16 protein-coding genes are annotated in these 16,804 nt (G+C 72.6%); 4 read left to right on the top strand and 12 right to left on the bottom strand.

The genetic code is table 11. The features are described 5' to 3' along the window. Positions 1-215: 215 nt before the first annotated feature. Positions 216-662 (bottom strand): hypothetical protein, encoded by a 447-nt coding sequence (locus CP969_RS26585; protein WP_016824543.1) that lies wholly within the window; start codon positions 660-662, stop codon positions 216-218. A 187-nt stretch (positions 663-849) separates the two neighbouring features. On the opposite strand from CP969_RS26585, the gene CP969_RS26580 reads away from it, so the two are divergent. Beyond that, positions 850-1,656 (top strand): SAM-dependent methyltransferase, encoded by an 807-nt coding sequence (locus tag CP969_RS26580; RefSeq protein ID WP_016824544.1) that lies wholly within the window; start codon positions 850-852, stop codon positions 1,654-1,656. A 141-nt stretch (positions 1,657-1,797) separates the two neighbouring features. Here CP969_RS26580 and gatB read toward each other — a convergent pair whose 3' ends face one another. From gatB to CP969_RS26530, 10 genes are all read right to left on the bottom strand, one after another. Next, positions 1,798-3,312 carry an Asp-tRNA(Asn)/Glu-tRNA(Gln) amidotransferase subunit GatB gene (gatB, locus tag CP969_RS26575; protein WP_004983146.1) on the bottom strand — a complete coding sequence of 505 codons (1,515 nt, stop codon included), beginning with the start codon at positions 3,310-3,312 and terminating at the stop codon, positions 1,798-1,800. Positions 3,313-3,327: 15 nt separating this feature from the next. After that, on the bottom strand, positions 3,328-3,567 hold the full coding sequence (locus CP969_RS26570; RefSeq protein WP_004983148.1) for a hypothetical protein: 240 nt from the start codon (positions 3,565-3,567) through the stop codon (positions 3,328-3,330). Beyond that, entirely contained in the window at positions 3,564-5,057 is a 1,494-nt protein-coding gene (gene gatA, locus CP969_RS26565; RefSeq protein WP_016824545.1) for an Asp-tRNA(Asn)/Glu-tRNA(Gln) amidotransferase subunit GatA, read from the bottom strand. The genes CP969_RS26570 and gatA overlap by 4 nt, the downstream gene beginning before the upstream one ends. Positions 5,058-5,063: 6 nt before the next feature. Beyond that, positions 5,064-5,360: an Asp-tRNA(Asn)/Glu-tRNA(Gln) amidotransferase subunit GatC gene (gene gatC, locus CP969_RS26560; RefSeq protein ID WP_004925108.1), complete on the bottom strand. Its 297-nt coding sequence runs from the start codon at positions 5,358-5,360 to the stop codon at positions 5,064-5,066. Positions 5,361-5,522: 162 nt separating this feature from the next. After that, a complete protein-coding gene (locus tag CP969_RS26555) occupies positions 5,523-7,778 on the bottom strand; it encodes a putative bifunctional diguanylate cyclase/phosphodiesterase (RefSeq protein WP_039830858.1) in 2,256 nt (751 codons plus the stop codon). A 259-nt stretch (positions 7,779-8,037) separates the two neighbouring features. Beyond that, on the bottom strand, positions 8,038-10,233 hold the full coding sequence (gene ligA, locus CP969_RS26550; protein WP_004983160.1) for an NAD-dependent DNA ligase LigA: 2,196 nt from the start codon (positions 10,231-10,233) through the stop codon (positions 8,038-8,040). Positions 10,234-10,247: 14 nt separating this feature from the next. Continuing rightward, positions 10,248-11,255, bottom strand: coding sequence for a methionine synthase (locus tag CP969_RS26545; RefSeq protein ID WP_004983161.1), 1,008 nt, complete (start codon positions 11,253-11,255; stop codon positions 10,248-10,250). 31 nt (positions 11,256-11,286) lie between these two features. Further along, entirely contained in the window at positions 11,287-11,976 is a 690-nt protein-coding gene (locus CP969_RS26540) for an SDR family oxidoreductase (RefSeq protein WP_004983162.1), read from the bottom strand. Positions 11,977-12,003: 27 nt separating this feature from the next. Then, complete coding sequence (locus CP969_RS26535; RefSeq protein ID WP_004983164.1) at positions 12,004-12,543, bottom strand: LOG family protein; 540 nt, start codon at positions 12,541-12,543, stop codon at positions 12,004-12,006. Continuing rightward, entirely contained in the window at positions 12,540-13,343 is an 804-nt protein-coding gene (locus CP969_RS26530; protein WP_016824549.1) for a class I SAM-dependent methyltransferase, read from the bottom strand. The genes CP969_RS26535 and CP969_RS26530 overlap by 4 nt, the downstream gene beginning before the upstream one ends. 113 nt (positions 13,344-13,456) lie before the next feature. Between CP969_RS26530 and CP969_RS26525 the strand changes: the two genes are divergently transcribed. Both CP969_RS26525 and CP969_RS26520 read left to right on the top strand, forming a co-directional pair. Continuing rightward, the gene (locus tag CP969_RS26525; RefSeq protein ID WP_016824550.1) at positions 13,457-13,780 is read left to right on the top strand and encodes a DUF427 domain-containing protein; all 324 of its coding nucleotides are present in this window, start codon (positions 13,457-13,459) and stop codon (positions 13,778-13,780) included. A 97-nt stretch (positions 13,781-13,877) separates the two neighbouring features. Next, positions 13,878-14,657, top strand: coding sequence for an alpha/beta fold hydrolase (locus CP969_RS26520; RefSeq protein WP_016824551.1), 780 nt, complete (start codon positions 13,878-13,880; stop codon positions 14,655-14,657). A 219-nt stretch (positions 14,658-14,876) separates the two neighbouring features. Here CP969_RS26520 and mnmA read toward each other — a convergent pair whose 3' ends face one another. Beyond that, the gene (gene mnmA / locus CP969_RS26515; RefSeq protein ID WP_004983180.1) at positions 14,877-16,013 is read right to left on the bottom strand and encodes a tRNA 2-thiouridine(34) synthase MnmA; all 1,137 of its coding nucleotides are present in this window, start codon (positions 16,011-16,013) and stop codon (positions 14,877-14,879) included. 60 nt (positions 16,014-16,073) lie between these two features. Here mnmA and CP969_RS26510 point away from each other — a divergent pair, with 60 nt between their 5' ends. Further along, positions 16,074-16,787 (top strand): N-acetylmuramoyl-L-alanine amidase, encoded by a 714-nt coding sequence (locus tag CP969_RS26510; RefSeq protein ID WP_016824552.1) that lies wholly within the window; start codon positions 16,074-16,076, stop codon positions 16,785-16,787. Positions 16,788-16,804: the final 17 nt, after the last annotated feature.

The following is a 16,804-nucleotide window of genomic DNA, read 5'->3' as shown; positions in this document are numbered from 1 at the left end:
TTGACCGGGAACAGCCGAACGGGGAACGGACAACCCGCAAAGAACGCACGAGCAATGCACTGTCACTCTTGCAGTCAAGAATGATCGTTTGTCACATTCGTGTGCTTATTCACAGTGCACAAAAACGACTCATGCGATGATCACTCCGGTCCCGCGGTCGAGCGTGACGCCTCTCACCCGGACCGGGCTCAGCACCGGGGACGCCGGAGGACCGTTCAGTCGAACTGGTCCCCCAGCGCCATGACCATGACCCCCGCGACCAGCAGCCACAGCGCCCTGCGCGTGCGCCCCCGGGAGCCCAGGAGCGCGGCGAAGGCGCAGACGGCGGCCCCGCAGGCGTAGGCGACCGGGACGAGGACCGGTGCGGGGCCGGTGAGGCGGAGCAGCGCCGCGGCCGTCCCCGCCAGGGTCAGCACGGCCCCGGTACCGGCCGCGACCCACCGGGCCCGCCGGGCCCGTCGCGCTTCCTCCTCGTCGTCGACGTCGGTGTCGTCGGCGTCGTCGGTCTTCTGCTCCTGCCTCTCCCCTGCGTTCCCGATGCCCCCGGTGCCCTCGACGCTCCGGCCGTCACCGGTGTCCTGTGCGTCCCGGGGCTCCCGGATGTCATCGGTGTCCTCGGCATGAGTGTCCGGGGAGGTGTCGGAATCAGCGCGTCCACCCATGGCGCGGGAGCGTAGCGCTTCACATGCGGAAACCCTGGTGCGGGGGTGTGCGGCCGCCTGTTACCGTCCGTCGGTCCGACGTTCCGCGGCAGCCGCCGCCCGACCGGAGCAGGTGCTTTGATGACGGTCCGCCCGAGTTGCGACGCCACCCCTTGCCCCCTCACGGACCCGAGGAGCCCGTTCACCGATGTCGGACATCACATCCAACCCCCCTCCGCACGACGACCTCACTAGCCGTCTGACCCTGTCCCGCTATCCGCGCAGCAGCTCCTACGACGCCCGTTGGACCATCGAGAACCAGATGGGCCCGCACGCGCTGTGGCTGCTGGAGTGGCTGGCGCCGGCGCTCGGACTCGACGCCCTGCGTCCCGGCGCGCACGTGCTCGACCTGGGTTGCGGACGCGCCATGACGTCCGTCTTCCTGGCCAGGGAGTACGACGTCCGGGTCACCGCCGCCGACCTGTGGGTCAAGCCCGACGAGAACGCGCGCCGGATCGCCGAGGCGGGCGTCGCCGACCGGGTGCTGCCGGTCCTCGCCGAGGCGCACGACCTGCCCTTCGGCGAGGGGAGCTTCGACGCGATCGTCTCCGTCGACGCGTACCAGTACTTCGGCACCGACGACCTGTACCTGCCGACGCTGACCCGGCTGCTGAAGCCCGGCGGGCGGATCGGTGTCGTCGTCCCGGCGCTGCGCGAGGAGATCGAGGGCAGCGAGCCGCCGGAGCACCTGAAGCCCTTCTGGGACCCCGCCTTCTGGTGCTTCCACACCCCCGGCTGGTGGCGGCGCCACTGGACCCGCAGCGCCGCGGTGGAGGTCGAGGCGGCCGACTGGCTGCCGGACGGCTGGCGGGACTGGCTGCTGTGGTGCGACGTCGTCGCCGAGGAGAGCACGGACGACTTCCACGTGCGGATGAGCCGGGAGAGCGCGCGGATGCTGCGCGTGGACGAGGGCCGCATGCTCGGCTTCGCCCGCGTGGTGGGCCGCCGCCCCTGACCCCGGCGCCCCGGCCGGCGCCGGGGTCGCTGCCGGCGCACTCGGCCGCACGGCACGGCCGCACGGCACGGCCGCACGGCACAGGGGGACGCATCGAACCCGATGCGTCCCCCTGGTGCGGTCCCGGGGTCTTGGGGGGGATCAGCCCTCGCCGACGCCCAGCTTCTCGAGGATCAGCTCCTTCACGCGGGCCGCGTCCGCCTGGCCGCGCGTGGCCTTCATGACCGCGCCGACCAGCGCGCCGGCCGCGGCCACCTTGCCGCCGCGGATCTTGTCCGCGACGCCCGGGTTGCCGGCGATGGCCTCGTCCACGGCCGCGGTGAGCGCGCCCTCGTCCGAGACGACCTTCAGGCCGCGCTTCTCGACGACCTCGTCCGGGGTGCCCTCGCCCGCGAGGACGCCCTCGATGACCTGACGGGCCAGCTTGTCGTTCAGGTCGCCGGAGGCCACCAGCTCGGTGACGCGGGCGACCTGCCCGGGCGTGATGGCCAGCTCGTCCAGGGCCTTGCCCGACTCGTTGGCGCTGCGGGCCAGCTCGCCCATCCACCACTTGCGGGCGGAGGCCGCGTCGGCACCGGCGTCGATCGTGGCGACGATCGGGTCCAGCGCACCTGCGTTGAGGATCGCCTGCATGTCGGTGGCGCTCACGCCCCACTCCTCGCGGAGCCGGTTGCGGCGCACCAGCGGCAGCTCGGGCAGCTGCGCGCGCAGCTTCTCGACCCACTCGCGGGACGGGGCGACCGGGACCAGGTCCGGCTCCGGGAAGTACCGGTAGTCCTCGGCCTCCTCCTTCACGCGGCCCGAGGTCGTGGACCCCGTGTCCTCGTGGAAGTGCCGGGTCTCCTGCACGATCGTGCCGCCGCCGTTCAGGACGGCCGCGTGGCGCTGGATCTCGAAGCGGGCGGCGCGCTCCACGGACCGCAGCGAGTTCACGTTCTTGGTCTCGGAGCGCGTGCCGAACGTGGCGGTGCCCTTCGGCATCAGCGACAGGTTCACGTCGCAGCGCATCTGGCCCATCTCCATCCGGGCCTCGGACACGCCGAGCGCCCGGATGAGCTCGCGCAGCTCGCGGACGTAGGCCCGCGCGACCTCGGGGGCGCGCTCGCCGGCGCCGGTGATCGGCTTGGTGACGATCTCGATGAGCGGGATGCCGGCGCGGTTGTAGTCGAGCAGGGAGTGGGACGCGCCGTGGATGCGGCCGGTGGCACCGCCGACGTGCGTCGACTTGCCGGTGTCCTCCTCCATGTGGGCGCGCTCGATCTCCACGCGGAAGGTCTCGCCGTCCTCCAGCTGCACGTCGAGGTAGCCGTCGAAGGCGATCGGCTCGTCGTACTGGGAGGTCTGGAAGTTCTTCGGCATGTCCGGATAGAAGTAGTTCTTCCGGGCGAAGCGGCACCACTCGGCGATCTCGCAGTTCAGCGCGAGACCGATCTTGATCGCCGACTCGACGCCGGTCGCGTTGACGACCGGGAGCGCTCCGGGCAGGCCGAGGCAGACCGGGCAGGTCTGGGTGTTCGGGTCGGCGCCGAGCGTGGTCGAGCAGCCGCAGAACATCTTGGTCTTGGTGCCGAGTTCGACATGGACCTCGAGGCCCATGACGGGGTCGTACGACGCCAGCGCGTCCTCGTACGACACCAGGTCGGTCGTGGTGGTCACGGTGAAACTTCCCTCTCAGCCCAGCAGGACGTCGTCGTCGCCCAGCCGCTTCAGCTCGCGGTAGAGGATGGCGAGGCCGGTGACGATCGCGGCGGCGGACACGGTGGCGTCGATCAGGACCAGGGTGTCCTTCTCCAGCCGGGCCTTCTTGACGCGCTTGGCGACGCCGATCGCGCCGAACGCGGTGGCGGCCATGGACAGGTACGTGCCGGACTTGGACTTCTTGAAGCCCTTGGCCTTGGTCAGTGCACTCACAGCGACGGAGCCTCCTCGAGCAGCGGGTGGCCCCACTTTTCCACGAAGGCGGCCTCGACGGCGGCACCCACCTTGTAGAGGCGGTCGTCCTTCATGACCGGGGCGATGATCTGCAGTCCGACCGGCAGGCCGTCCTCGGGCGCGAGGCCGCAGGGCAGCGACATGGCGGCGTTGCCCGCCAGGTTGGTCGGGATGGTGCACAGGTCGGCGAGGTACATCGCCATCGGGTCGTCGGCGCGCTCGCCGATCGGGAAGGCGGTGGTCGGGGTCGTCGGGGAGACGATCACGTCGACCTGCTCGAACGCCTTGTCGAAGTCCTGCTTGATCAGCGTGCGGACCTTCTGGGCGCTGCCGTAGTACGCGTCGTAGTAGCCGGAGCTGAGCGCGTAGGTGCCGAGCATGATGCGGCGCTTGACCTCGTCGCCGAAGCCGGCCTCGCGGGTCAGCGAGGTGACCTCCTCGGCGGAGTGCGCACCGTCGTCGCCGGCCCGCAGGCCGTAGCGCAGGCCGTCGAAGCGGGCGAGGTTGGAGGAGCACTCCGAGGGCGCGATCAGGTAGTAGGCCGACAGCGCGAGGTCGAAGGACGGGCAGTCCAGCTCGACGATCTCGGCGCCCAGCCCCTTGAGCAGTTCGACGGACTCGTCGAACCGCTGGATGACGCCGGCCTGGTAGCCCTCGCCGCGGAACTGCTTGACGACGCCGACGCGCAGGCCCGCGACCGAGCCGTTGCGGGCGGCCTCGACGACCGGCGGGACCGGCTCGTCGATGGAGGTGGAGTCGAGCGGGTCGTGCCCGGCGATCACCTCGTGCAGCAGGGCCGCGTCCAGGACCGTGCGGGCGCAGGGGCCGCCCTGGTCGAGGGAGGAGGAGAACGCCACCATGCCGTAGCGGGACACCGCGCCGTACGTCGGCTTCACGCCGACGGTGCCGGTGACGGCGGCCGGCTGGCGGATGGAGCCGCCGGTGTCGGTGCCGATGGCGAGCGGGGCCTGGAAGGAGGCGAGCGCGGCGGACGACCCGCCGCCGGAGCCACCCGGGATCCTGGTGAGGTCCCAGGGGTTGCCGGTCGGGCCGTAGGCGCTGTTCTCCGTGGACGACCCCATGGCGAACTCGTCCATGTTGGTCTTGCCGAGGATGACGACGTCAGCGGCCTTGAGGCGCCGGGTGAGCGTCGCGTCGTACGGCGGGATCCAGCCCTCGAGCATCTTCGAACCGACGGTGGTCGGGATGCCCTCGGTGGTGAAGATGTCCTTGAGCGCGAGGGGCACGCCGGCCAGCGGGCCGAGCTTCTCCCCCCGGGCGCGCTTCTCGTCGACGGCACGGGCCTGGGCGAGGGCGCCCTCGCGGTCGACGTGCAGGAAGGCGTGCACCTTCTCGTCGACGGCCTCGATCCGGGCCAGGTGCGCCTCGGTGACCTCGACGGCCGTGAGCTCGCCGGAGGCGATCTTCTCGGCGGTCTCGGCCGCCGTGAGCCTGATGATGTCCGTCATGATGGCTTACTCCTCCCCCAGGATCTGCGGCACCTTGAAACGCTGCTGCTCCTGGGCCGGGGCGCCGGAGAGCGCCTGCTCGGGGGTGAGCGAGGGACGGACCTCGTCCGGCCGCATGACGTTCGTCAGCGGGAGCGGGTGCGAGGTCGGCGGTACGTCTTGGTCGGCGACCTCGCTGACGCGGGCCACCGCGCCGATGATGTCGTCCAGCTGGCCCGCGAAGTGATCGAGCTCTTCGGGCTTCAGCTCCAGACGCGCCAGCCGGGCGAGGTGGGCGACCTCCTCGCGCGTGATGCCAGGCATGCAGCGTTCCTCTGGGGTGAGTGTGAGTGGTTTGGGGCCAATCCTATGGGGCCGGGAGCCGTGCCCGTGAAACGGTCGCCGCCCGGCGCTCCGCGGGATCCGCGCACGCCGCGGGGAGGCCGCACGCCGACGGCGGACCCCACGGTGTCCGCCCCCGGGGCGTCAGCCGACCCGCCCCGTGTCGTCCCCCGCGGCGGCGGGCAGGGCCGCCGCCGGGCGCTGCCAGCCGCGGGAGCCGCGGGCGAGGAGCCAGGCCGTGGTCTCGTCGGGCGGCATCGCGGCCGCGACCAGCCAGCCCTGGACCGCGTCGCAGCCGAGGTCGCGCAGGCGCTCCCAGGTCTCGTCGTCCTCGACGCCCTCGGCGACGACGAGCAGACCGAGCGAGTGGGCGAGGTCGACGGTGCAGCGCACGATCTCGGCGTCCTCGGTGTCGACGGCCAGCCGGGCCACGAAGGAGCGGTCGATCTTCAGCTCGCTGACCGGCAGCCGCCGCAGGTGCACCAGGGAGGAGTAGCCGGTGCCGAAGTCGTCCAGGGACATCTTCACGCCGTGCCCGGTCAGGGCGTTCAGGGTGTCGGCGGCGCGCTGCGGGTCCTCCAGGAGGACGTGCTCGGTGATCTCCAGTTGGAGGGCTCCCGCCGGGACGCCGTGCCGGGCCAGCCGGGCCGCGACGGAGCCGGCGAAGCCGGGGATGTGGACGTCGCGCGGCGAGACGTTGACCGCGACCGGTACGAACAGGCCCTGCGCACGCCACTCGGCGACCTGGCCGAGCGCGGTCTCCAGCACGTACTCGGTGAGGTGCGGCATCAGCCCGGAGGACTCGGCGATCGCTATGAACTCGTCCGGCGGCACCCTGCCCCGCTCCGGGTGCACCCAGCGGACCAGGGCCTCCAGACCCGCGACCTGGCCGTCGAAGCGGACCTTGGGCTGGTAGTGGAGCTGGACCTCGTGGGCGTCCAGGGCCCGGCGCAGATCACCCAGCAGGCCGAGCCGGTCGGGGGTGTTGGAGTCGCGCTTGGACTCGTAGACCTCGACGCCCGTGCGGTCCCGCTTGGCCTGGTACATCGCCACGTCCGAGCGCCTCAGCAGCCCCTCCGCGTCGACCGCGTGGTCGGGGAAGACGGCGACGCCCGCGCTCGCCTCCAGGACGAGGGTGAGGCCGTCGAGGTCGAGGGGGGAGCTGAGGGCTCCGACCAGGCTGCGGGCGATGCGGGTCGCGGACGTCGTGGAGTCGGCGACCGGCAGTAAGACGGCGAACTCGTCGCCCCCGAGCCGTGCGGCCTCCGCCCCGCGCGGCAGTGCCAGTCGCAGCCGGTCGGCGATCTGGAGCAGCAGCCGGTCGCCGGCGAGATGACCGAGGGTGTCGTTGACCGACCGGAAACGGTCGAGGTCGATCAGCATCAGGGCGGCGCGGGCGTCCATGCGCTCGGCCTCGTCGAGTGCGGTCCAGATGCGCTCCTGCAGCCACTGCCGGTTGGGCAGCCCGGTCAGCGGGTCGCGCAGCTGCTCCTCCGCCCGGGCGCGGGCTATCCACAGGGTGGAGTCCAGGGCGATCAGCGGGATGGAGAACAGCGGCAGCAGCACCGGTTCGGCGTCCGCGACCACGCACACCAGGGGCGCTATGCCGAGCAGGGCGACCGCGACCAGGCCCTGTCTGGCCAGGGCGGTGCGGGCGACGGTGGGCAGTCCGGAGCGCGGCGTCCGGAGGTACCAGAGCAGGGAGCGGGTCACCAGGAGGTAGGCGCCGGCGACCAGCACCACGCCGGGGACGGTGTAGGGCGTCCAGGTGTCCGGGGTGGCCGGGGACTCGACGGACGGCACGGAGCCGAACGCGGCCAGGACCAGGGCTCCGGCGCCGATGCCGAGCAGGTCCACCGCGCCGTGCAGCACGCCCTGCCGCCAGCGGCCCCTGCGGGCCACGCCGACCAGCACCACCACGGTGAGGCTGACCATGCCGGCCGGAACCCAGCCGTACAGCAGCAGCACGGCGAGGGTGAGGGCGGCGCCCGAGCCGGTGCCGCCCCACCAGCGGGAGCGGCCCAGCATCACCAGGTGGCCGACGACGATCCCGGTCAGCACGGCCAGGGACCAGCCGACGGTCCCGGACGGGAAGAGCGCGTGGCCGCCGGTGAACGCCCGCAGGAGGCCCGCGCCCAGCACGAGGCCGGCCGCCGCGACGATCGCCGAGGGCAACGCGGGCCAGGACGGGGGCCGTTCGGGGTCCGTCCCGGGCAGCCCGGGGCCGTGTCCGGGGGCCTGCCGCCCGGTGCCGGCCGCGTCCGCGGTGCCCACGGCGGTGCGTCCCCGCGCGTCCGGCCGCCCCGCGGGCCGGCCGCCCCCACGGCCGCGCCGCCCTACGACCGCCCTACGGCGCAGACGCAGCCGTGAGCCCGGGGCGGCGCTCTCGGTCGGTTCCATTCCCGTCCCTCTCACAGCCGGCGGTGCCCACGCCACGCGGCCCGATGCCCGACAACCCTCAGCGGCTCCGCGGTGGAAAGCCCTTCCCCGGCCCCTTCACGAGTGCGGAGTTGCCCCGACCGCGACTGGGCACGGCAGGCGCACATCTCAACAGTAGGCCGCAGAAGGCTTCCACGGGCACCGGTCGCCGACGGTTGCCCGAATGCGCCCCGGCCACCCGTATGCATCTGGTATGCGCCGAACGGGTGGTCTTCAACCGCTACTCCTCGGCCGAAAGGGCGACCTCCGCCGCGGCCTCCGGCCCTTGCCCGAGAAGGACGTTGAGACCTTCCTCGTTCAGAACCGGCACCTTGAGCTGCATCGCTTTGTCATACTTCGACCCGGGATTGTCCCCGACGACGACGAACGACGTCTTCTTCGACACCGAACCGGTCACCTTCGCACCCCGGCTCTGCAGCGCCTCTTTTGCGCCATCGCGGGTGAAATGCTCCAGGGTGCCGGTCACCACGACGGTGAGTCCCTCCAGCGGACGCGGCCCCTCGTCCTCCCCGGACCCCTCGTCCTCCATGCGGACACCGGCCGCCTTCCACTTGCGAATGATCTCGCGGTGCCACTCCTCGGCGAACCACTGCTTGACCGCGGCGGCGACGATCTCACCGACGCCCTCGGTGTTCTTGAGCTCCTCCTCCGAGGCCTCCTCGATCCGGTCGATGGACCGGAAGGCACGGGCCAGCGCCTCCGCCGCGACCGGGCCGACGTGACGGATCGACAGGCCGGTGAGCAGGCGGGCCAGCGGACGCTCCTTGGCCGCCGCGATGTTCTCCAGCATCGCGAGCGCGTTCTTCTTCGCTTTGCCCTCCTGGTTGGCGAAGACGGTGGCGATCTTCTCCTCGCCGGTCTTCGGGTCCCGCTTGGGCAGACCGCTGTCCTGGTCGAGGACGTACGCCTTGATGGGCAGCAACTGGTCGACGGTGAGGTCGAACAGGTCGCCCTCGTCCTTCAGCGGCGGGTCCGCGGGCTCCAGCGGCTTGGTGAGCGCCGCCGCGGCCACATAGCCGAAGTGCTCGATGTCCAGCGCCTTGCGGCCCGCGAGGTAGAACAGGCGCTCCCGCAACTGGGCGGGGCAGGCGCGGGCGTTGGGGCAGCGCAGGTCGACGTCGCCCTCCTTCATCGGCCTCAGCGGCGTACCGCACTCGGGGCACTCGCCCGGCATCACGAACTCGCGCTCGCTGCCGTCGCGCAGGTCGGCGACCGGACCGAGGATCTCCGGGATCACGTCACCGGCTTTGCGCAGCACCACCGTGTCGCCGATGAGGACGCCCTTGGCCTTGACCACGTCCTGGTTGTGCAGCGTGGCGAACTCGACCTCGGATCCGGCCACCGTGACCGGCTCGACCTGGGCGTACGGCGTGACCCGGCCCGTGCGGCCCACGCCCACGCGGATGTCGACCAGCTTGGTGTTGACCTCCTCGGGCGCGTACTTGTACGCGATGGCCCAGCGCGGGGCGCGCGCCGTGGAGCCCAGGCGGCCCTGGAGGCGGATCTCGTCGAGCTTGACGACGACGCCGTCGATCTCGTGCTCCACGGAGTGGCGGTTCTCGCCGTAGTGCGCGATGAACTCCCGCACGCCGCCGAGGTCGTCGACCACCCTGTTGTGCCGGGAGGTGGGCAGGCCCCAGGACTTGAGCAGGTCGTACGCCTCGGAGAGGCGGGTCATGCCCTCGAAGCCCTCCAGGGCGCCGATGCCGTGGACCACCAGGTGCAGCGGGCGGGTGGCGGTGACGCGCGGGTCCTTCTGGCGCAGCGAACCGGCCGCCGCGTTGCGGGGGTTGGCGAAGGGCTTGTCACCGGCCTCCACCAGGCGGCGGTTGAGTTCCTCGAACTTCTCCATCGGGAAGTAGACCTCGCCGCGGATCTCCACGAGGTCGGGCACCCTGTCGCCCTTCAGCCGGTCCGGGACCTCGGCGATGGTGCGGACGTTGGGCGTGATGTCCTCGCCGGTGCGGCCGTCGCCGCGGGTCGCCGCGCGGGTGAGCCGGCCGCGTTCGTAGGTGAGGTTGACGGCGAGGCCGTCGACCTTCAGTTCGCACAGGAAGTGGTACTCCTGCTCGCCCAGTTCCCGCCGGACGCGCTCCGTCCAGGCGGCGAGGTCGTCGTCGTTGAAGGTGTTGTCCAGGGAGAGCATGCGCGAGCGGTGCCGGACGGCCGTGAACTCCGTCTCGTACGACCCGGCGACCTTCTGGGTCGGCGAGTCCGGGGTGCGCAGCTCCGGGTACTCCTCCTCCAGCGCCTCCAGCTCGCGCAGCAGCCGGTCGAACTCGGCGTCGCTGATGACGGGGGCGTCGTTCACGTAGTACCGGAAGCGGTGCTCCTCGATCTGCTCAGCGAGCTGCACGTGCTGCTCCCGTGCCTCGGCTGGCACGTTCGTCGTCTCCGCCTGCTGGTCGCCGGCCACCGTGTGTCCTCCCGTTACTCAGGGTTGTCCGCGAGTGATCTCGCCGCCCGGACGCAGTGGGCGTACGCCGCGCGCGCGTACTCGGGGGAGGCACCCGCGAGCCCGCACGCCGGGGTGACGGTGACCGCCTCCGGGAGGAGCCCCGGCCGCAGCCCCAGCCTGCGCCACAGTGTCCTGACCCCCATGACGCTACCGGCAGGGTCCGACAACGGGCCGTCCGTGCCCGGGACGACACCGGCGAACAGCCGGGTACCCCCTTCCACCGCTTCCCCGATCACCTCGTCGTCACGCTCGGTGAGGAGGGAGAAGTCGAACGAGACCGCCGCCGCGCCCGCCCGGCGCAGCAGGGCGAACGGGACGTCCGGTGCGCACGAGTGGACCACGACGGGACCGCCGCCGTGCGCCCCGACCACGTCCCGGAGCGTGGCCTCGACGATCTGGCGGTCCACCGCGCGGTGGGTGCGGTAGCCGCTGGCGCTCCTCACCCGGCCGCGCAGGACGGCGGTGAGGGAGGGTTCGTCGAGCTGGAGGACGAGCCGCGCGCCGGGCACCCGCCGCCGCACCTCGGCCAGGTGCAGGCGCAGCCCCTCGGCGAGGGAGGCGGCGAGGTCGCGGCAGGCGCCGGGATCGGACAGGGCGGCCTCGCCGTTCCTGAGCTCGAGGCCCGCGGCGAGCGTCCACGGCCCCACCGCCTGCACCTTCAGCGGTCCCTCGTACTCCTGGGTGAACTCCTCCAGCGCGTCGAGGTCCTCGCCGAGCCAGGAACGGGCCCGCCTGGTGTCCCGCCCCGGCCGGTCCCCGATCCGCCAGCCGCTGGGCTCCACGCGCGCGTACAGCTCGACGAGCATCCCGGCGGTCCGCCCGATCATGTCCGCGCCGGGTCCCCGGGCGGGGAGTTCGGGCAGGAACGGGAAGTCCTCGAAGCTCCCGGTGACGGTCTTGGCGGCTTCGCGGGCGTCCCCGCCCGGCATGGACCCGATCCCGGTGGCGGGCCCGAACCTGAACTGACTGTCTTCGCTCACCCGAGAAGCCTACGGAACGATCCGGCCCGGTTCAGCGCCCCGGGCGCACCGTCAGGTCGTTGACCTCCGCGTCCCGGGGCAGGTCCAGGGCCATCAGGACGGTCGTGGCGACCGACTCGGGGTCGATCCACCTGCCGGGGTCGTAGTCCTTGCCCTCCTGCCGGTGCACCTTGGCCTGCATGGGGCTGGCGGTGCGGCCCGGGTAGACCGAGGTCACCCGGACCCCGTTGCCGTGCTCCTCGTGGCGCAGGGAGTCGGCGAGGGCCTTCAGGCCGTGCTTGGAGGCCGCGTACGCGGCCCAGTGGGCGTGGGCGTTCAGACCGGCGCCGGAGTTGACGAAGACCACGTGGCCGCGGCTCGCGCGGAGCTGGGGCAGGAAGTGCCGGGTCAGCTCGGCGGGGGCGATCAGGTTGACGTCGAGCTGGTGGCGCCAGGTCTTCGGGGTGAGCTCGCCGACCGGGCCGAGCTCCACCACGCCGGCGATGTGCAGCAGGGAGTCGACCCGGTCCGGGAGCGACTGGTGGGAGAAGGCCCAGCTGAGCCGGTCGGGGTCCGCGAGGTCGCCGACGAGCGTCCGGGCACCGGGGAACTCGGCCGCCAGCTCCTTCGCGCGGCCCGCGTCGCGCGCGTGCAGCACGAGGTCGTCCCCGCGCGCGTGCAGGCGGCGGGCGACGGCCGCGCCGATGCCGGAGCCCGCTCCGGTGATCACATGTGTAGCCATGCCCGCCATGCTCGCATCACCCGGTGGTCACACCACGCCCCGGCTCTCCTCCAGGTACGCCAGCGCCCCCACCGGCTCCTCGGCGAAGAACACCAGGTCGGCCAGCGGACGCGGCAGGAAGCCCTCGTCCTCCATGCGGCGGAACTGCTCCTTGAGACCGTCGTAGAAGCCCGCCGTGTTGAGCAGGACCACCGGCTTGTCGGTGCGCCCGTGCTTCTTCAGCTCCAGGATCTCGGTCGCCTCGTCGAGGGTGCCGGTGCCACCCACCATGATCACCACCGCGTCGGCCTTCTCCAGCAGCAGCCGCTTGCGCTCGGCCAGGTCCTTCGCGATCACCATCTCGTCGACGCCGTCGCGCGCCGTCGCCGCGAGGAACTCCACGGAGACGCCGCAGAGCCGGCCGCCCGCCTCCTGCACCCCGTCGGCGACGACCTTCATCAGGCCGACGTCCGAGCCGCCCCAGACGAGCGTGTGCCCGCCCTTGCCGAGCAGGCGCGCGAACTCCCGCGCGGGGCCCGTGTAGCGTTCGTCGAGATCGGCTGCGGAGAGGAAGACACAGATGTTCACGGACTCACCGTACGGGTCCGGTCGGACATCGCGGTCAGCCGGATCCTCGACTGCCGGTGCGGCAGCTCCTCCCAGTCGTCCATGAACCGCGCCGCCAGGCCGTGCTCGGCGGCCAGCCGGACGAGCGTCTCGGTCCGGTAGTAGAAGTCCTCGTGCAGCACCTGGTGCTCCTCCCCCTCCGTGCGGTCGAAGGTGAAGTCGAAGAACCCGCCGGGCGCGAGCACCCTGCCGACGTGCGCGAAGCACTCCTCGATGACGTGCCGGGGCGAGTGCGAGAAGACGCTGTGCGCGTGCACGACGTCGAAGTGGCCCTCGGGCAGGAAGGCGAGGGTCAGGTCGTTCGCGAGCGTCAGGTGGGGCAGCTTGGCCTGGAGCCCCTCGCGGACGAGGGTGTCCTGGGCGGCGAGCAGGATGTGCGGCGAGATGTCGATGCCGTAGTAGTGGCCCGGCTCCAGGTGGTCGATGAACAGGCGGCCCGCGCGGAGGTTGCCGCAGCCGATCTCCAGCATCCGGTGGTGGGGTTCCAGGCCGTGCCGCACCAGGTAGTCGAACTGCATCCGGCCGATCCTGGCCCACTGCTCGCGCGAGGGACTGTGGCCCACCGCGGCCTCGGCGCTGCGGGCGGTGTCGGAGGCCATCACCGCGCGGTAGTAGGAGATGTGGTCGCGGTGGAGCAGGCGCAGCCGGGCGTCGCGCAGGGCGCGCCGCCCATGGGCGGGGACGCGCCGCGGATGGCGCAGGGCGTAGCGGACCCGGTGGGCGAGGCTGCTGCGGTTCCTGGCGGGGTCACCGGCTCCCATGGGGCCTCCTGCGGATGCGGGCCGGACGGGACGGTGATTCCCTCACCGTCGGGAAGAACTCGGCTTCAGCGTGCGCTGTATCCGGTGACACGGCTACCCAGGGAGGGTCGATCGTGACCACAGGCCACCGCATCACCATCGAGCCCGGCGACCGGCACGTGCGCGTGGTGCACGGCGATCGGGTGCTGGCGCGGAGCGACCGGGCGCTGGTGCTGAAGGAGACGGGCTGTCCGGACCGGTACTACATCCCGCCGGAGGACGTCCGCCTCGACCTGCTGACACCGTCCGCGACGCGCACGCACTGCCCCTTCAAGGGCACCGCGTCCTACTGGTCGCTGCCGGACGCGGCCGACCTGGTCTGGGCGTACCCGGACCCGAAGCCGGAGGTCGCGGAGATCAAGGACCACCTGTGCTTCTACGACGTGGACGTGCGGTGACCGCGTAGGGCGGGTGACCGGATGGAGGGGCTCCGATCGGCGGACGCGCCGCCCGCCTCACCGACGAATTCCGCGCCGTGCGGCACTCTGGTGCGACATGGACAAAAAAATCCTTTCGCGCGACGGCACCTCCCTCGCCTACGAGAGCGCCGGGCGGGGTGCCGCGGTCGTCCTCGTCAGCGGCGCGATGTCGACGGGGGCGACGGTGGCACCGCTGGCCGCGCCGCTCTCGGAGCGGTTCCGGGTCGTCGTCTACGACCGACGGGGCCGCGGTGCGAGCGGGGACACCGCGCCGTACGCGGTGGAGCGCGAGGTCGAGGACCTGGCGGCGCTGGTCGAGGCGGTGGGCGGCGAGGCGTCGCTGTACGGCGTCTCCTCGGGCGGCGCGCTGGCGCTCAGGGCGGCGGCGAGCGGGCTGCCGGTGCGCCATGTCGCCGTGTACGAGACGCCGTACGCGACGTCCGAGGAGGACCTGCGGGAGCGCGCGGAGTACACCGAGCGGCTGACGGCGGCGCTGGCCGAGGGGCGGCGCGGGGACGCGGTGGAGCTCTTCCTGCGGCTGACCGGACTGGACGAGGCGGTGATCCAGAGCGCCCGGCAGTCGCCGATGTGGGCCGGGATGGAGACGATCGCCCCGAGCCTCGCGTACGACGACGCCGTCATGGGCGACGGGAGCGTCCCCGAGGGGCTGCTGGCGTCGATCCGCGTGCCGGTGCTGGCGGTCGCGGGCGACGGGAGCCCGGCGTGGATGCGCGAGGCCGCGCGGGCGATCGCGGACGCGGTGCCCCGGGGCACGTACCGCGTCCTGGAGGGCCAGACCCACATGGCCGATCCGGACGTCCTGGCACCGGTGCTGGCGGGGTTCTTCGCGGGGTGAGCGGTGGAGCCGCCGCCGTCCGCCGCGGGCCGGGCCCTCCCCGACGCGGTCACTGCGGTCACTGAGGAGCCCGTGCCCGTGGTCCTTCGGGCCGTGTCGGGCCCTGTCGGGCCGTGAGAACAGCGTGGCCGCCCGCGCGGCCGTCGGCTCGACGGGGCGGGCACGGGGCACGGACGTCGGGCGCCGGGCCGGGACCGGCGAACCTCCCCGGCCCGTGCGTCAGGACGTCGTGGCCGGCTCCGTCGACCGCACCGTGGTCGCGATCGTCGCCGAACCGACCACGCGCGTGCCGTCGTACAGCACGATCGCCTGGCCGGGGGCGACCCCGCGGACGGGCTCGGTGAAGCGGACCCGCAGCTCGCCGTCGACGGGCTCCGCCGTCACCTCGGTCTCGCCGCCGTGGGCGCGCAGCTGGGCGGTGTAGGTGCCGGGGCCCTCGGGAGCGGCGCCGCACCAACGGGGCCTGATCGCGGTCAGGGCGGTGACGTCGAGGGCGGCGGCGGGGCCGACCGTGACCGTGTTGGTCACCGGGGAGATGTCGAGGACGTAGCGCGGCTTGCCGTCGGGGGCGGGGGTGCCGATCCTGAGGCCCTTGCGCTGGCCGATGGTGAAGCCGTACGCGCCCTCGTGCGTGCCGACCTTGGCGCCGGACTCGTCGACGATGTCGCCCTCGGCCCGGCCCAGGCGGTTCGCGAGGAAGCCCCGGGTGTCGCCGTCGGCGATGAAGCAGATGTCGTGCGAGTCGGGCTTCTTGGCGACGGCGAGTCCGCGGCGCTCGGCCTCCGCGCGGATCTCCTCCTTGGTGGTGACCGTGTCGCCGAGCGGGAACATCGCGTGGGCGAGCTGCCGGTCGTCCAGCACCCCGAGGACGTAACTCTGGTCCTTGGCCATGTCGGAGGCGCGGTGCAGCTCGCGGGTGCCGTCCTCGCGCAGGACCACCTTGGCGTAGTGGCCGGTGCAGACGGCGTCGAAGCCGAGCGCGAGCGCCTTGTCCAGCAGCGCGGCGAACTTGATCTTCTCGTTGCAGCGCAGGCAGGGGTTCGGGGTGCGGCCGGCCTCGTACTCGGCGACGAAGTCCTCGACGACGTCCTCGCGGAAACGGTCGGCGAGGTCCCACACGTAGAACGGGATGCCGATGACGTCGGCGGCGCGGCGGGCGTCGCGCGAGTCCTCGATGGTGCAACAGCCCCGCGCGCCGGTGCGGAACGACTGCGGGTTCGCCGAGAGCGCGAGGTGGACGCCGGTCACGTCGTGGCCCGCCTCGGCCGCGCGGGCGGCGGCGACGGCGGAGTCGACCCCGCCGGACATGGCGGCCAGGACGCGGAGGGGGCGGGAGGGCTGCGGGGTGTCAGTCATAGCCCTTCCAGGGTACGGGGGCGCGGGAACCGGGGCCGCCGCGCGTGCGTTGGAGATCGCATGGGGGCGCGAAGAGCATCCAAGGGCAAGGACGGGGACCGGCGCATCGGGCGGCGGGCCCTGATCGTGGGCGGGGCGGCGACCGCGGCGGGCACGGCGGTGCTGGCGCGGGACGAGCTGGCTCGGCTGTGGTGGCGCGTGCCGGGGGTCGACAAGCCCCGGGAGCAGGGCGCGGTGGACTTCACGGGCGCGCGCTGGGTGGCGGCCTCGGACGCCAACTGGCGCCGCGCGGACCGGCCCGACGACTACGGCATCGACATGGTGATCGTCCACGTCACCCAGGGCAGCTTCGACAGCGCGGTGCGGGCCTTCCAGGACCCGGGGCACAAGGCGGCCACGCACTACATCGTCGGCCAGGACGGACGCGTCACCCAGATGATCCGCGAGCTGGACGTGGCGTACCACGCGGGCAACCGGGACTACAACGAGCGCAGCGTCGGCATCGAGCACGAGGGGTTCGTGGACCGGCCGCAGGACTTCACGGACGAGATGTACGAGGCCTCGGCGCGGCTCACGGCCCGGATATGCGCGCGGTACGACATCCCGGTCGACCGGGAGCACATCATCGGCCACATCGAGGTGCCGGGCACCGACCACACCGACCCGGGCCCGCACTGGGACTGGGACCGCTACATGAAGCTGGTGCGACGGGCGCGGACGGCACCATCGACACCGTCGACACCGTCGACACCGACGGCGCCGACGCGGGCCTGAGGGAGGCGCCCGCGCGC

The organism is Streptomyces viridosporus T7A, assembly GCF_008704515.1.
Lineage (GTDB): Bacteria > Actinomycetota > Actinomycetes > Streptomycetales > Streptomycetaceae > Streptomyces > Streptomyces viridosporus.
This window is presented reverse-complemented; position numbering and strand designations above follow the sequence as displayed.

Coding starts and splice junctions, on each gene's coding strand:
- CP969_RS26585 (WP_016824543.1), bottom strand. CDS start 662: ATGGGTGGACGCGCTGATTCCGACACCTCCCCGGACACTCATGCCGAG.
- CP969_RS26580 (WP_016824544.1), top strand. CDS start 850: ATGTCGGACATCACATCCAACCCCCCTCCGCACGACGACCTCACTAGC.
- gatA (WP_016824545.1), bottom strand. CDS start 5,057: ATGACGGACATCATCAGGCTCACGGCGGCCGAGACCGCCGAGAAGATC.
- gatC (WP_004925108.1), bottom strand. CDS start 5,360: ATGCCTGGCATCACGCGCGAGGAGGTCGCCCACCTCGCCCGGCTGGCG.
- CP969_RS26555 (WP_039830858.1), bottom strand. CDS start 7,778: ATGGAACCGACCGAGAGCGCCGCCCCGGGCTCACGGCTGCGTCTGCGC.
- CP969_RS26540 (WP_004983162.1), bottom strand. CDS start 11,976: ATGGCTACACATGTGATCACCGGAGCGGGCTCCGGCATCGGCGCGGCC.
- CP969_RS26530 (WP_016824549.1), bottom strand. CDS start 13,343: ATGGGAGCCGGTGACCCCGCCAGGAACCGCAGCAGCCTCGCCCACCGG.
- CP969_RS26520 (WP_016824551.1), top strand. CDS start 13,878: ATGGACAAAAAAATCCTTTCGCGCGACGGCACCTCCCTCGCCTACGAG.
- mnmA (WP_004983180.1), bottom strand. CDS start 16,013: ATGACTGACACCCCGCAGCCCTCCCGCCCCCTCCGCGTCCTGGCCGCC.
- CP969_RS26510 (WP_016824552.1), top strand. CDS start 16,074: ATGGGGGCGCGAAGAGCATCCAAGGGCAAGGACGGGGACCGGCGCATC.